The sequence below is a fragment of the Niabella beijingensis genome (assembly GCF_020034665.1).
In the GTDB taxonomy this organism is placed as follows: domain Bacteria; phylum Bacteroidota; class Bacteroidia; order Chitinophagales; family Chitinophagaceae; genus Niabella; species Niabella beijingensis.
Genome location: NZ_JAIQDI010000002.1, coordinates 1460499 through 1475023, shown reverse-complemented (window position 1 = coordinate 1475023; position 14525 = coordinate 1460499). Strand labels below are relative to the sequence as shown.

The 14525-nt window shown below is 42.3% G+C and carries 15 protein-coding genes; 3 read left to right on the top strand and 12 right to left on the bottom strand.

All coding sequences use genetic code 11. From position 1 onward, the window contains the following. Nucleotides 1–57: 57 nt before the first annotated feature. From ligD to K7B07_RS22210, 3 genes are all read right to left on the bottom strand, one after another. Entirely contained in the window at nt 58–1053 is a 996-nt protein-coding gene (ligD, locus tag K7B07_RS22220; RefSeq protein WP_223712738.1) for a non-homologous end-joining DNA ligase, read from the bottom strand. A gap of 71 nt (nt 1054–1124) precedes the next feature. Further along, entirely contained in the window at nt 1125–2255 is a 1131-nt protein-coding gene (locus K7B07_RS22215) for a baeRF3 domain-containing protein (RefSeq protein WP_223712737.1), read from the bottom strand. 125 nt (nt 2256–2380) lie between these two features. Further along, nucleotides 2381–3556, bottom strand: a complete 1176-nt coding sequence (locus K7B07_RS22210; protein ID WP_223712736.1) for a FapA family protein — start codon at nt 3554–3556, stop codon at nt 2381–2383. 291 nt (nt 3557–3847) lie between these two features. Here K7B07_RS22210 and K7B07_RS22205 point away from each other — a divergent pair, with 291 nt between their 5' ends. Beyond that, nucleotides 3848–4399 (top strand): YciE/YciF ferroxidase family protein, encoded by a 552-nt coding sequence (locus tag K7B07_RS22205; protein WP_223712735.1) that lies wholly within the window; start codon nt 3848–3850, stop codon nt 4397–4399. 49 nt (nt 4400–4448) lie between these two features. Here K7B07_RS22205 and K7B07_RS22200 read toward each other — a convergent pair whose 3' ends face one another. The 4 genes from K7B07_RS22200 to K7B07_RS22185 form a co-directional block, all read right to left on the bottom strand. After that, a complete protein-coding gene (locus tag K7B07_RS22200) occupies nt 4449–5426 on the bottom strand; it encodes an MlaD family protein (protein WP_223712734.1) in 978 nt (325 codons plus the stop codon). Between the two features lie 5 nt (nt 5427–5431). Continuing rightward, the gene (locus K7B07_RS22195; RefSeq protein ID WP_223712733.1) at nt 5432–6199 is read right to left on the bottom strand and encodes an ABC transporter ATP-binding protein; all 768 of its coding nucleotides are present in this window, start codon (nt 6197–6199) and stop codon (nt 5432–5434) included. A gap of 12 nt (nt 6200–6211) precedes the next feature. After that, nucleotides 6212–6982, bottom strand: coding sequence for an MlaE family ABC transporter permease (locus tag K7B07_RS22190; RefSeq protein WP_223712732.1), 771 nt, complete (start codon nt 6980–6982; stop codon nt 6212–6214). Nucleotides 6983–7192: 210 nt separating this feature from the next. Further along, entirely contained in the window at nt 7193–8380 is a 1188-nt protein-coding gene (locus tag K7B07_RS22185; RefSeq protein WP_223712731.1) for a phospholipase D-like domain-containing protein, read from the bottom strand. A 246-nt stretch (nt 8381–8626) separates the two neighbouring features. On the opposite strand from K7B07_RS22185, the gene K7B07_RS22180 reads away from it, so the two are divergent. Both K7B07_RS22180 and K7B07_RS22175 read left to right on the top strand, forming a co-directional pair. Continuing rightward, nucleotides 8627–8818, top strand: coding sequence for a YtxH domain-containing protein (locus K7B07_RS22180; protein ID WP_223712730.1), 192 nt, complete (start codon nt 8627–8629; stop codon nt 8816–8818). Between the two features lie 48 nt (nt 8819–8866). Beyond that, complete coding sequence (locus tag K7B07_RS22175; protein ID WP_223712729.1) at nt 8867–9088, top strand: dodecin family protein; 222 nt, start codon at nt 8867–8869, stop codon at nt 9086–9088. A 409-nt stretch (nt 9089–9497) separates the two neighbouring features. Here the strand turns inward: K7B07_RS22175 and K7B07_RS22170 are convergent, their stop codons facing one another. The 5 genes from K7B07_RS22170 to K7B07_RS22150 all read right to left on the bottom strand — a co-directional run bounded on the left by K7B07_RS22170 (nt 9498) and on the right by K7B07_RS22150 (nt 14504). Continuing rightward, nucleotides 9498–10169, bottom strand: a complete 672-nt coding sequence (locus K7B07_RS22170) for a BON domain-containing protein (RefSeq protein WP_223712728.1) — start codon at nt 10167–10169, stop codon at nt 9498–9500. A gap of 180 nt (nt 10170–10349) precedes the next feature. Beyond that, complete coding sequence (locus K7B07_RS22165; RefSeq protein WP_223712727.1) at nt 10350–11597, bottom strand: L,D-transpeptidase family protein; 1248 nt, start codon at nt 11595–11597, stop codon at nt 10350–10352. Nucleotides 11598–11781: 184 nt separating this feature from the next. Next, on the bottom strand, nt 11782–12804 hold the full coding sequence (locus K7B07_RS22160) for a helix-hairpin-helix domain-containing protein (protein WP_223712726.1): 1023 nt from the start codon (nt 12802–12804) through the stop codon (nt 11782–11784). 17 nt (nt 12805–12821) lie between these two features. Next, a complete protein-coding gene (locus K7B07_RS22155) occupies nt 12822–13646 on the bottom strand; it encodes a universal stress protein (RefSeq protein ID WP_223712725.1) in 825 nt (274 codons plus the stop codon). 36 nt (nt 13647–13682) lie between these two features. Continuing rightward, nucleotides 13683–14504 (bottom strand): hypothetical protein, encoded by an 822-nt coding sequence (locus K7B07_RS22150; RefSeq protein WP_223712724.1) that lies wholly within the window; start codon nt 14502–14504, stop codon nt 13683–13685. Nucleotides 14505–14525: the final 21 nt, after the last annotated feature.

Below are 14525 nucleotides of genomic sequence, written 5' to 3'. Positions count from 1 at the left end.
CCGCATAACAATTTTGCATTTGTTATTTGTGCTGCATTAAATTCAAAAACGGCTTTTTTAGCGATCCGTTTTGGCATTCGCAACCTCATTCTTGATTGCATTTAGGGTTTCGGGTATTTCCCGTACCACATCTGCAGGCCTTTTGTCGTTGCGGAAACCCAAAAATGTTGCAGGTTTTCGGATTCTTCCCGTTTTTGTCCAGGTAGCGAATTCAAAATTAGCAACAAGCCTTGGGCGTACATAATGTACCATCGCCCCTTTAGCGTCCAGGACCGGATTCACAAAGGGAGAAGTTTTCATTTCCAGTGCCTTAAGCTTCTCCAGAATATCAACCATTTCTTTTTCCTTATAGCCACCTCCGCTACGGCCAATCCAGGTAAACCGGTCATTTTCATAGGCCCCGAAAAGAAGGCTTTTAAAAGGACGCTTTTTGGAAGATTCAGCCCAGCCCCCAATTACAAACTCCTGCCGCTTCCTTGTTGGGATTTTTAACCAGTCATTACCACGCTCCCCTTCCCTATATGGACTATCTTTGCGCTTTGCTACAACGCCTTCAAGATTCTGAGACAGCATTTGCTTGTATAATGACTGCCCATCATCAAAGCTTTTACTGAACTTAAAAACTGCACGCTTATTTACAAGTTCCTTCAATAATTCCTTTCTTTCCGTCAGTGGACGCTGTTCCAGGTTTTGGCCGTCCAGCCACAGCAAATCAAAAACGCAGTAGCTGATTGGCGTATTTTCACCATTATATTTTTGAAGTGCATCAAAATCAGGTTTCCCTTCATCATTGAAAACTACTATCTCTCCGTCAATGATTACATCATGCTTTAAGTTCCTCAGCGCTTTTTCTATTTGCGGGTACCTGGCAGTATAGTTAAGTCCGCCTCTGGAATCCATATGAACCATACTCTCCTTTACATAGGAAATAGCGCGGTAACCGTCCCATTTGATCTCATACAAATAATTTTCCAGTTCAGGAAGCGCCCTCACTAATTTACAAAGCATCGGAGCTATCTGCTTCGGTATTGCGCTTTTTTCTTGCTTTGACATATGCCTTTTTTTCAGGTTGAATGTATTCTGGATATATCGGATCGATTTAAAAGCCGGATTCAGGGCATTATTCAATAACGCAATATTAAAGCCATCCTGTTATACTGTTTTAGTAACCCGTTCTCTACAAAACAAATACTGCCATTTTTCTCTAATACGCTTTCAATAATAACGGCAACAACATCCGGCAATGCTTTTTTCATTTTTTTGGGAGGATGCAGATAAAGATGATACTCGTTTTCTGCAAGAAATGCAGGTCGCCTGTAATCTTTTTCCACCAGCAACTTTAGTCCTCTTCCTTCCCGGGCAGCCACCCAGATATCCTGGATGTCTGAAAGGCCAAGATGCTCACCTAGTTTTTCCTCAAATGTTTCCATAAGATCTTTTGCTTCATTCTCAAAATACCGCAGCATCACGTTCCAGGCCAGCTGGGCAAGTTGTTTTTTATTATCATGATTATAGTTACCTGCAATTTTATCAATAACCTGTTGTAAATGGCTACTAACCTGAGCAAACAGGGACAGTTCTTTCTTTACTCCCAGTACTATCAATGGTGCATCCGTTACCAGACAGGCGTCCAGCGCTTTATCCAGATGCCGGAAAAAGTCTCTCAACCGTATGGTTTCCAATTCCGATTTATCTTTTTCAAAATCTTTTACATGCGCATAGCCTGCAGAAGACGAACTATGTGCAGGCCTTGCGTATATATAATCATCTGTATAACTCATTGGAAAACCATTATCCTTTATTTCAAAAACTGTATTCCAGCTGCCCTGAAACAAGCGGCCGCCCTGTGCCGTAAGCAATAGAAGATAATAAGGAGTTGCATAGTACTCCTTGTACATTAATTCTCGTAATTCAAAATGATCCGTCACCATTACCTTTTCCTCTACCGGAAAAGGAAATCTTACAACCAATTTAGCACCAGAAGATACAAAAAGTCCCAAACCTTCTGCATTGTTTGTAAAATCGATGGTCCCTGACAACTCATCTGCGTATCGCATTAAAACTTCTATTTCAGCCTCCCGACCCTCGTAATACAATAATTCCTTCACTTTAGCCAGGGCATCATTCAAAGTATTTTTGATCAGTGCTTTTTCTGTCGAGAATTGATGTGCCGGAAGTATTACGGAGATGCAAGTATTCCCATCCTCCTTTCTCAAGGAGGAAAGTGTACCATTCACAGGAATTTTAGTTTTCATAATGAAATAATTTTTTTCATCAACTTTGATATATACCATTAACTCTTTGATTTAACCTGCAGGCAGCACGGCCGGACGTGAAAGTCATTTTTGCGGGCATTGCTTATATAATAAAATATTACGTATTATATTGTAACTGTTGATTTTTTCCTCCAGGAAATACTCAGTACTATAGCACCAAAACAAGCACATATTAAAAGGATCACTATAATCCACCCGATGACAGGCATCAAGGTTATCAATTTCAATGCTACAAAAATCCAGAAGGCTGCAAATGCCAGACGCCAATAACTACATTTCATTTCAAATCTGTTATTGAGCCAGTTTGCCATAACAACCGCCGTAATTACTGTTGCAAGAAGAACAAGGACCAGGTAAGCGAAAATCAATAGTATACTCACAGGCATACCCACTAAAGTCAAAAAAGTGATTCCGGCAGCTACCGGAACTCCAATAAAAAACAGGCACCCAAATCCAATAGATTTTAATGGATGATCAAACACGTTATTGGCAGCATTTTTTAGGGTACGGGGAAATAAGTATTGTATAATCAGAATCATCAAAAGCACCATGCCCAGGTACCATAACAATAAAAAGACGCTGGTCATGCCTAGAAAATACCACTTTGCGTTTTCTACGCGCAAGGCGGGATCGTAAATCGCTTTCGCATTTTTCATGTGGTTACTAAAATCAATCTTTCCCTGCTCACTCCAGTATCGGACATCCTTATTAAAAACAGCTTTATCTCCTAAGATAATGTATTGCGCGCCAAGTATGGACGTGTCTCCAACGCTGCCATTTATACTGAGCGTTCCCCCGCGATAGGTGATACCTTTTGCAATATCTCCGTTAAGATTGAGCTGCCCAACAATACCGCTGACGGCTCCGTCTACATTTCCATTAACCGTAATCCGCCCCCCACAGAACGCCAAACCTCCAATAGTAACGCCCCTGTCAACAACTACCTCACCGCCTGCAACCAAAACGTCACCGGTTACATTTTTACTGATGCGAATATTGCCACCGGTACAGCGTATATCATCTCCTACGTAACCATTAAAGAGGACGGTACCACCGGCTAACAGGATATCATTTTCAACTGTATCATTAATGATGATTGTTCCACCAGCGATAACCAGATCTCCGTAGACGGGTGCATTGATCGTGATATTTTCCCCTCCAACATAGAGATCACCATATACGGGCTGGCTGATGATCACACGACTGCCAAATTCAAAATGGAAAGCAGTAACCGGTAAAAACTGAGCAAGGAATATACCAAGAATAAAAATCTTTTTCATAAACAAATTATTTAAGTATAAAGCCGCTATTTATAAAATATTTACCCCTATTCCCGGTAAGCCTTAGCCTCACTAACGATTTTTCACCAGTATATCCTTACCGTAAAGTCCTTCATTTTGTTTGGCGAAGCATCCTTTGTTAAATTCCTGCTATACCAATCTATTTTGACTTATTTCAAAGTAACTCTATTCAATAATAGGGAACCAATGACTTCAATCAGAATTGATTTTGATAAGTATCATCCTGGCAGATGGATGACGGTTGTACATTTATAGGGATTAAAAAGCGATATGGTAAAAAATGACAATAGTATTTCGTCCCTCCATCATTTCTGCAATCATGAAGCCGGCAAACTGACCTCAATTGAAACACAGATGAAACAGAACCTCAGGGAATGGATTATTCTGGCAAGATCAAGACAGTTAAGAACCATTTTATATGATTATCATGATGTTGTACGGCAACATGCTGCAAAACTGGAAAGCTTTTATCAAGAGGAGGTTAATGCCCCAATTGTTATTGACCGGGCATTGGAGGCATTTGTGAAAGAGGCAAATGAAAAGATAAAACAGTGCAGCGATCCGGAAATAATGGATGCCTGTTTAGTTACCTGTATACAAGCGATCAATCACTTTAAAATACTTTTATATAAAACTGCAGGCGTTTTTGCAAAAGAATTGGGAATGGAAAAGGCGGCAATAACATTCCGTGAAATGGAGACGAATGAAAAACATATTGATCATTGTCTGTCGCAATTAACCCAATATGATATTAATAAAAATACCCAGGCATTACTAATAATCACAGGAGAAAATTTAAAGAATAAGAAGTATACCTCATAGGGAAATATGCTTTCCTTCCAGGTGTGGAACCTATCTCCTCGTTAGAACATCATTTACTTATTTTTTTCTTCTCCTGTTTCCTGAAATAACCTCTTAATAGGAAGTTGTGCTTCAACGCCTCCATGCTTTGGTTGAATCCATCCGTTCCCTTCTGAATATTATCGAGACTGATATTCAGCTTTTGTGCGATTGTTGTATCGTAGAGCAGCGCATGGACCGGCCCATTTTTCTCTACCACCCCATTATGCACATTGTCCGCCACATTTTTGAGCAGTACAACCAGAGAGTCGGCAGTTTCGCTGGCCGAATAGATCTTATCCCCTGCCAGGCGAATATTGCTCGCAAACAGGGAGTCCTTTAAAATCGTTCCTGCTGCGCCCTGCCCATTCTGGACATCGTTCACCATTTCATCCAATTTGCCGGCAATTCCCGATACCCGGCTGCTGGCTTTCCGGATATTGAACAGCGTCGCTTTCACATCTTCAGGAACCGTGCTGTCATCCAATAGGCGCCAAATAGCACTCCTGTTAATACGCTGCGCCGTAATTTTCAGTTCCGCAGCAACCACGGCAATATCCCTACTTGATTGATCCAGTGTATCTAACATGTTCGTCAGGTTTGCAGAGGCTCTCGTAATCAATGTATCACCTTCCTGAGCCAGCCTACTGGTTAAAGAGACTGGCGTAATATCTACCACTTTATCACCAACCAATCCGTCTGTGCCAATAGCAACAACAGCATCCTTGCGGATCACCTGCCGCATCTTTCTGTCGATTGACATCACTATTTCTATCTGCGTGTTTTCCTCTATTGTGATCTTTCTTACAGTACCTACCTGTATACCGGAAAAGCGTACGTTATTACCTTTCACAAGCCCCCGTGCATTAAAAAATCGCGCTTTTAGCATATAGGTTGCTCCGAAAAGGTGCTCGTTCTTACCAATCATATACAACAGCAAGACCAATACCAGCAGCCCCGCCAGGACAAAGGTTCCTAACCTTATATTATCAGAAGTTCGCTTGGCCATGTTATTTATTCAAAAAATTGTTTAATCCGGACATCATTGCTCCGGCAAAAAGTTTCATAGTTCCCATCAGCATAACACTTCCCGTCGATCAGTATCACAATTCTTTTTCCTGCGATTTTTACGCAATTCATATCGTGGGAGATAATCAGCGATGTCGTATTGTATTTTTTCTGCATATCCATCATTAATCCGATAATTTCCCTACCGGTTATCGGATCCAGGCCGGTCGTAGGCTCATCGTACAGAATCACCTCCGGTTTCAGGATCAGTGTACGTGCCAATGCAATCCGTTTGCGCATCCCCCCTGACAGCTCTTCCGGCATCATTTCTATGGTATGCGCCAGGCCCACATCATTCAATGCTTCCAATACCCTTTCGTTAACCTGCTGATGTGTCAGGCGCATCCAGTGGCGGCGCAGCGGAAATTCCAGGTTTTCCCGTACCGTCATCGAATCATAGAGCGCATTACTTTGAAACAGAAATCCCACTTTAGCCCGTAGCTGATCCAGGCTCTCTCCCGTTGCATCCGGTACACGTACGTCTAAAAGCACCACATCACCCTGATCTGGTTTTAGCAAACCAATAATGCATTTAATCAAAACAGACTTACCGGATCCCGATCTTCCCAGTACTACTACGCTCTCTCCTTTTTTCAGTTCCAGGTTGAAATCAACGAGTACTTGATTCTCTCCGAACGACTTATAAAGATGCCTTACAATTAACACGGGTAACGCTTCCGGCAAATCCTGTTCTATTTGGGTGTGTATACGCATACCGTCCAAATTTTAGTTAAGACCCATTGCATCTGCAATTTGTACGGTAAGTAAATCAATGATGAAAATCACAACGGAAGAGACCACCACTGCGGAATTGGCAGAGCGACCAACGCCTTCTGTGCCTTTGCGGCTGCTATATCCTTTGTAACAGCCAACCGTTCCTACAGCAAATCCAAAAAAGTAGCTTTTGATAAAAGCAGGCAGCACATCACTGAATGAAAGATTATCAAAGACCTGTGACCAGAACAGGTTAAAGCTTGTAATCCCCCGTATATTGACACCAAGATAAGCCCCATACAGAGCAATGGCATCGCCCAGCATCACCAATACCGGCAGCATCAGTGTAGCTGCTAAAATGCGGGTCACCACCAAATATCGAAACGGATTGGTTCCGCTTACTTCCATAGCATCTATCTGCTCTGTTACTTTCATAGAGCCCAGTTCTGCACCGATACTACTACCGATCTTTCCTGCAAATATCAAAGCAGTAATCACGGGGCCTATCTCCCGTACAATAGCAATACCCACAATGGCCGGGATCTGTGAGGCCACACCATATGCTACCATAGAAGGACGAAGCTGCATGGTCAATACCAATCCCATAATAAACGTGGTAAGACTTACCAGACCAAGTGACCGGTAACCAATCACAAAACACTGCCTAATAAATTCTGCAACTTCATAAGGTGGCCTGAAACACTGGCGAAAAAACCTCCCTGCAAACTGGGCTAAATCACCTGCTTCAGATAAGAATAGTTTTATTGAAATAGCTTGTGGCATAGTGGATAGGATCTTTTTAATAGTTGCACGCCAATCATTGATCCATATTCGAAATTATCATTCTACATCGCAAAGACCGATGATCTTCATCATCCCTACCCCTGATCGTACTTTTCAACTTAAACCATTAACAAGCATCCACTTCTACCCTGGCTGCAAGCCAGTTAATCTCTTCGGCGCTTCAAAATGCGCGTGAACAGGCCTACCATTCTATTGATTGCCGAAACGCTCACGTTTGAAATAAAAAGTGCACACATAAAGTAGGATGCGAATAAAGTTGTAGCAAAGACGTTCAAACAACCTTACAAATGGCCTTTGATGAAGATAGTGATCCGGGCTGACCGGCGTACAATGAGCTACGATCAGCTGCTCCAGCTCCTGCTGCACCCGACGAACAAATGGGCGGTTACGAACTTCAAGATTTAACTCAATACTGGCATAAGTGCTGATATTATTGATATTGAAAGAGCCAAGGGTCAGCCAACGGCCATCTCTGACTCCCATTTTAGCATGCAATATACTATCCTGGTACTCATACACTTCTATGTGGTTACGAAGCAGCCAGGGGTAAAGATAACGCTCGGCCTGCTTGGCAATTAAAACATCCGACAAGCCTGCAGTAATTACTTTGATCTTAACCCCTCTGCAAGCCGCCAATTTCATTTGTCTGCGTAACCGCTTCCCGGGCAGAAAATAACTACTCACAAGATATACTTCCTCCTTGGCTTTGCTCAGCAGGTTAAAATAGCTTTTCCAAATGTCATTCCGGTTACGGACCCAGTCATTACGGAGTACTCTTACCGATATACGCTCAACTCCTTTTTCTAAATATCTCACCTGCTGCGTTGTCTGGCACATTGGTCTGTTACGAGCAGCTTCCTTATTCCACAACTGTACACATATTCGTTCCAGTTCTCCCGCCACGGTACCCTCTACAAACAAGGCCATATCCAACCAGGCGGGATGACTTAGGCTACCATAATAATCGTCATCAATATTATTACTTCCCACAAGCGCGCGACGTCCATCTGCCACTACAATTTTATGATGCATCCTTCTGCCAAAATAAAAGGCACCGTTTTTAAACAGCGGCTCATACCGCTCCACTTGTACGCCCTCACTTTCAATACGGTGCAGTATATTAAAAGCCAGATGTGTTGTATAGCCATCAACCAGCAGATAAACACTGACTCCTCTCCTGGCAGCCTGGCACAACCATTCCATAACCATTTGGCCGGCATTGTCATAGCGAAAAATATACATTTGAATATGTATACTCTGCTCGGCGGTAAGGATCAAATCACGCAATAATTCAAAATATTCAATCCCGCCTTTGAGAAGTAATAGCCTGTCCTGAGGCTGATAACTACTTTTACTATGCTTTTTATGAAGATGCACAAAAAGAATCTTAGCGTCATAATAATAACTAAAATACCAGGAAATTCCTCATAGAATAAATGACTTTAATCATCCCTAATAATGACTGCCAAAGCCAGCGGCAGCAATCATCAGTTCCTATCTTTTATGCACTTCCTAACAGTCCTGCTTCAAATTGACCTGCATCATCACGTCTGATGAGTCGCATCATTTTTTATCGGCCACTGATCAGATTATCTTAGAGATTATTAACAATAAAAAAAAATCATGAATCAGCTTAGTAAAACTTTGACAGCGGTTGCAGCGGGTCTGGCCGCGGGTGCTACTATAGGCAGCCTATTTGCTCCAGAAAAAGGTAGTGACACCAGAAAAAAAATAATGGCAGCCTGCAAAAAAATGGCGTCAAAAACGGACAATGCATTTGGCCGGTCAAAAGCAACAAAGCAGGAACCCGCATAAATGCAATAACTCAAATTCCAGCAGATTCTTTCATCTTAAAATTTTTTTATGGCAATTGTAAAAGTATTGGAACTAATGGCCAGCTCCACTAAAAGTTGGGAGGACGCCGTATCTCAAGCGGTACATGAAGCTTCCCAAACCGTCAAAAATATCCGCTCTGTGTATATCAAAGATCACAGTGCTGTAGTTAAAAACAATAAAATTACTGAGTATCGCATTGTTGCCAAACTCAGCTTTGAAATTGAGCCTAACGGAGCAAAAAAAACTTAAAATCAGCTGCGCCAAGGCTGGCTCCCCCAAACAGACACAGAGCTGCAATAATACCCGATACAAACCTCCCTGACTCAACAGATTGCCTGATGAGTCAGGGAGGTTTGCCGTTACGCTCTCTATGCGTGGCTATCATCCAATCTTTCCATTAACTGCAGTGCCATAATGCCCCCTCTTCTATTATTGCACCCAACTAATTTTGCTACATTTGAGAGCACTCAACCGGTTCCATCATTGAGATATTTCAGTTTTTTCAGTTACCCCTGGTATTGCCCCGGAAAAAGGGCAGGTTTCAAATCGAAACCTGCCCAAACGACAATGAGGGTTTATGATTCCTGGTTTAAACAAATATGCCGGGAGATACTTTTTCAAATTGTGTTGCCCAAATCCTTATCTCTCAGCTCACTTTTTAATCAAAGGCAAATTCCACCAAATCAATCTCAAGCTCATTTTCTACACTGGAGACACCCGGAGCATTCCAGGCAGCCTGTTCAGCATCTTCTTTTTCCGCAAATGAACGCACTTTACCGTGCAGCGTAACTTTACTGCCAGAAACATCAATACCAATACGCTCTGCGTCAACAGTTGCGCTGCGGTCGAATGCATCCCTTATTTTTTGCTGAACGCCTGAGGTGGTTACTTTTGGCTTTACAGTAATATAATTCAGTACGCTGCGTACTCCGGCCAGATTTTGTATGGCTGATTTTGCGTTATTACGCTGATATTCCCATTCCACTTCTCCATCAAGCTGCACAATCCCATCTTCGACTTTAATTTTGATTTTCTCTTCCTGTACAGCCGAATGCCATTTTAAAGCGTTCAATACTGCTTCCGCTATTTCTGTGTCTGTCTTGCGATAAGCAGAGGAAACGCCGACCTGGATATCTTCTGCCACTGCTTTTACCCCGGCGACTTTTTTTGCATCTTTTTCTGCCGCAAGTTTTTGAGAATAAGTGCTCACCTGACCTCCCAGCGTCACCACCCCCTCTTTTACAGCCACTCCGATTTCAGCTGCGCTTAAAACCGGGTCCCAATTCAATTCTTCCATTACATCTTTTTGAATTTGAATGTCACTTTTCATGATCTTTTGTTTTAATGTTTTTAAATAATAAATTTTTTTTAAGCTAACTCATAGCTTTAAAATCAAATTTAACTTTGGCTTCATCCTATTTCAATGACTGTCATCACCGGCATGTTTGAGTCCTGTCATCGAAAAAAGACCGCACAAAACCGAACGGTCAAAATGCATAAAGGCGGGAGTCTATAACAAGCCATATACATCCGGGAAATACTTCACTGCGCCACTGGCAGTGGCCTCAGCCGTCATGTACAAAACAAAAACCGGTACAGGTTCAGCTACTTTTTTTGCAATAGGTTGCTGGCCCTTAATACTGGCTTTTAAAAAACCCTCATCGAGCTTGTCTTCCAAAATCTCATTCGCCAGTTCAAGCGGTTGCTCGATCCGTATACAACCATGACTGAAATATCTTTTCTCCGCCTTAAAATCTGATTTCAGGTTTGTATCATGCAGGTAGACACTATAGGGACTGGTTAAGTTGAACTTTATAACACCTAATGCATTATCACAGCCCGTAGATTGGCGAAAGCGATAGGGAAAATTCTTGGCTGTAAACTTTTTCCAATCCAATCGTTTTGGATCAACAATTTCGCCTTTACTGTTAATCACCTGCATTTTTAGGATATCGAGCACCACGAGGCTTTTCTTGCAAAAGGGAAGAATTTCATTAACGGCAATGCTCCTGGGCACATTCCAATAGGGATAAAGAATAACCTGATCGCAGTACGTAACAAATCGCGGTGTCATCGTTGAAGGCTTCCCCGCTACAATCCGCATATTTAATATTACCGAGTCTTGCTCAAAATAATTTAACTCCGCTGAAGCGATATTAACCACTATAAAATTCTTAAATCTGAAATGACAGAACCAGCGAAAATTATTGAGACTGATCACCAGTGATGCGATTTTCTTCCGGTCTCCCAACTCCAACTGCTTTTGCAGTTCATCTTTTAATGACAAATACAGGGGTTGCGATGGCTCGAGAGCCGGCACCAGGGCCTTCAGGAGAGCGCTACTATTTACTTCGCTTAGACGGTCGACAATATATTGACGATCAATCATCCCATATTTCCCGGTGATTTCATCACTACCAACCCGTGTCCTTACCCTGGGATCCCCCCCATAGAGATCCGCAAAATAGGCGAACGCGGCATCTGTAAACATGCGGTCACACACCTCACTTTCAGACGAATCCAGGTCTGCAATAGTGGCTGGCAGCATTGACAGATACTTCAGGGAGTCCAACCCCTGAAGAACTGCCTCCTCCTTAAATATTCTGATCAGTTCGTTTCGCATGGTTCCTTCCGTTCCAGCTCCAGCCCCAAACCAGAATAAACGGCCTTCCCGTTGACGGTAAAATGCGTCCACCATTGAGGGATTTGACAATGGCCTGCTAATAAAGCGTCCTTGTGCATTTGTACTGGTTGCCATTATTGTACACAGAATCAGCAGAATAGCGAAAAAATCCCGTATGCAATTGCTACATAATTCCTGTATTTTATTTTTAATTAGCATAGTTATCTTTTGAAACCGTTGCCACAGTTTGTTCAAATAAAAGAGCCTTGTATCCGATTGGGTCTTCGTAAAATTCCTATAGATGCTACTGACAGCGACCTTATATGGCAATAGCCCGATTCAAGGCTGCCGCCTCAATTTCACCATTGTTTAAGCGTAATTCCGGGGGAATATACCTTAATCCCAATACGCTATACATATCTTCTTCTGTCAATCCGGCTAACCTCCGGTGCGTTGCAACTTCAAAAATCCCGTATTCATTCATCGTATAACCTTTCCGTTTGGCAATCAGGCGTAAATGAATCGTATGTTCCCGGGACCCCGTCATATAAAGCAATGCTGCACCATATTCATAGGCGCGAACGAGCCGAATATCTACCTGGATATTCCGGCACTTCAGTAAAACACTCGTCTTATTGATTCCTTTAACCAATACCCGCAGAATATGTTTGGAGGCAATAAAAGCCTTTACAATTGCTGACCGGTCTTCAGGCTCCGCAATAATAAGGATGTCAATATCTCCTATTAGTTTACTTTTTCTGCGGATACTGCCACACAGTTCCGCATGTTGCACGCCCGGCATTTTTCTTAGTACACCAATCAGGGCGTTTCCGATTCTCCGGCCATCCTTAAGCAACAGGGGTGTTCCCTTCCTTGTTACCGCCAATGACACCTTCATGTCTTCAATCTTCCGTTTACCGATCCCTTTAACTCCTTCAAGTCGCCGACCATTCAGCGCATCCAGAAGCTCGCTTTCATTCTTTATGCCCAATTGATTGTAAAGAATTCTTATCGTTGCAGGGCCAAAACCATTTATATCCATTAAGTCTAACAACCCGTAGGGCACTTGCCTTTTTAAACGGCTGAACAGTGCGATCTTACCCGTTCTGAGATATTCGGATATTTTCTTTGCCGTGCTAACGCCAATATTACCAAGAGCCTCCAGTCTTTTGGTATCCGAAGCATAGACCCCAATATCTTCCTGCATATTAAGCAGCCTGTTAGCTGCTCTTTCATAGGCTGACACCCGGAACTGCTCCCCACCCAGGTAGCGGTAGCAGAGTGCTATCTGTTGGAATATAAAGGCTATCGCCTCGTTGTTTTTTTGCTCCGGCTTTTGCATTATAGAAAATTAATCTCTTAAAAATGGGAGATAAAAACAGGATGCCCAATCGCTTCTCTATCCAAAGGCATTTTGTCATTCGATACCACTTCTGAAAGATTCGTTCTTCCCGATGCTCCCATTACAATAAAGCAATTGCTTCTTCTCCGGTAAAAATCAAATAGTTTACTGTCAAAATTCTTAGTGTACAACACCTCAAATTCTATTTGAGGATAATATTCCTCCAACTGATCTCTTATCAATCGCTCATGCCTAATTTCAGGGAACCGATCTGCGGAGACTACAACAATCTGTTTATTTTTAAAACATGGAAACAAATGGGCAAATCGTCTGAAGGCGAACAAAGAAGATGCAGAGCCATCATAAGTGAGCACGATTTCATCGATTTCGGACGACTGATCGGATACAATAACAACCGGACATTCAGCAACCTGAAGAAATGCCCAAACAAACGGGCTCAGATATTGCTTATCATCAGCATCAAATGACATTGCTCCTCCTAGCACCATCAAATCAGCAAAACGACTCTCAGAAACAGCATCCATCAACGGATCGCCTTCCAGGCAGTTTACAACACAGGGAATCTGTTCTTTCTTACAAATTTTCTTGAATTGACGGATATCATTCTGGGCGGCTTCGCGGAGACTTCCCGGTAATTTTTTAACCGAAGCTACCGATGTGACCTCACTACCCGCACCCTCCGTATACGGCACTTCTTCCTGAGCTTTTGTCAGTAACAACCCCTGAAGCCGGGACTGGGTTACCCTTGCCAGGTAGCAGGCAAACTCCAGCGATTTATCATTCAAAGCAATATCATTAATAACCAAAAGCAAATTTTCCATGAAAGTAAGTTTTAGAATAGTTTATTTTTTTGACCTTTAACGGTGCGCAACAAACAAAGGCATACGCTTGTCTTTCAGTATCCCTGATAAAAAGCTTCTCTTAATCAGTTGCGATGCCCTCGATCGACCACAAGCACCGGCAACTAATATTGCCGCCTGTTGACTTACCACCCATTCAGATAATTCATTAGCCGTATTCAATCTCAAACAGGTCGGATCCAGTGAATGATAATGGTTTATGGTAAGACTTTCCAAATTCGTTTTATTTAACCCCCCATTTTTGTTATTATTGGCGCCAACATTTACAAGAATCGTGGAATTAGCTCCGAGATCAGGTAATAAATAGAAAAATTGTTTAAGGGCATATACTGAGGAAGCGCTTGCATCAAAAGCAATAATATTTTTACTTGGAAACACGAACTGATCGGGGACGACGATTACCGGACATTCACAATGATGCAGAATCCGGGATAAATACTGCCGCGGCTTGCGCAATTTTTTGTTCTTTTGCTGAAAAATTGTATAGCTAACCACAAGATAATCTGCATACCGGCTTTCCCTTCTGAGTTTTAACAGGGGGGCTTCTCCTCTTCCGGAATAGGATGAATGGTTAATATGATGTTCCCGGCATAAATCTGAGAACCTGCAGGCCGCAGCAATCAGCTTTTCCTCTGTTTGAAAATTATAGGGAGGTAGCAAAAAAAAAGAGCCCGCCCTCAGCAGCCAATACCCCAGCGACCGTTTTGGTAAAAATATTCCATATAAAAACACAGGCGACCTTCGATTTATTTCTTTGATAAACTCAAATGCACCTTGTTCAACATCAACACCATCAGATATAAATAATACCTTCATCATAGCCTTTCAATATTGGTTTAA

Bases quoted from the DNA above. Each gene is read 5' to 3' on its own strand.
- K7B07_RS22190 (WP_223712732.1), bottom strand. From the start codon at position 6,982: ATGCCACAAGCTATTTCAATAAAACTATTCTTATCTGAAGCAGGTGAT.
- K7B07_RS22215 (WP_223712737.1), bottom strand. From the start codon at position 2,255: ATGAAAACTAAAATTCCTGTGAATGGTACACTTTCCTCCTTGAGAAAG.
- K7B07_RS22155 (WP_223712725.1), bottom strand. From the start codon at position 13,646: ATGGAAAATTTGCTTTTGGTTATTAATGATATTGCTTTGAATGATAAA.
- K7B07_RS22175 (WP_223712729.1), top strand. From the start codon at position 8,867: ATGGCAATTGTAAAAGTATTGGAACTAATGGCCAGCTCCACTAAAAGT.
- K7B07_RS22205 (WP_223712735.1), top strand. From the start codon at position 3,848: ATGGTAAAAAATGACAATAGTATTTCGTCCCTCCATCATTTCTGCAAT.
- ligD (WP_223712738.1), bottom strand. From the start codon at position 1,053: ATGTCAAAGCAAGAAAAAAGCGCAATACCGAAGCAGATAGCTCCGATG.
- K7B07_RS22210 (WP_223712736.1), bottom strand. From the start codon at position 3,556: ATGAAAAAGATTTTTATTCTTGGTATATTCCTTGCTCAGTTTTTACCG.
- K7B07_RS22195 (WP_223712733.1), bottom strand. From the start codon at position 6,199: ATGCGTATACACACCCAAATAGAACAGGATTTGCCGGAAGCGTTACCC.
- K7B07_RS22160 (WP_223712726.1), bottom strand. From the start codon at position 12,804: ATGCAAAAGCCGGAGCAAAAAAACAACGAGGCGATAGCCTTTATATTC.
- K7B07_RS22150 (WP_223712724.1), bottom strand. From the start codon at position 14,504: ATGATGAAGGTATTATTTATATCTGATGGTGTTGATGTTGAACAAGGT.
- K7B07_RS22170 (WP_223712728.1), bottom strand. From the start codon at position 10,169: ATGAAAAGTGACATTCAAATTCAAAAAGATGTAATGGAAGAATTGAAT.
- K7B07_RS22200 (WP_223712734.1), bottom strand. From the start codon at position 5,426: ATGGCCAAGCGAACTTCTGATAATATAAGGTTAGGAACCTTTGTCCTG.
- K7B07_RS22180 (WP_223712730.1), top strand. From the start codon at position 8,627: ATGAATCAGCTTAGTAAAACTTTGACAGCGGTTGCAGCGGGTCTGGCC.
- K7B07_RS22165 (WP_223712727.1), bottom strand. From the start codon at position 11,597: ATGGCAACCAGTACAAATGCACAAGGACGCTTTATTAGCAGGCCATTG.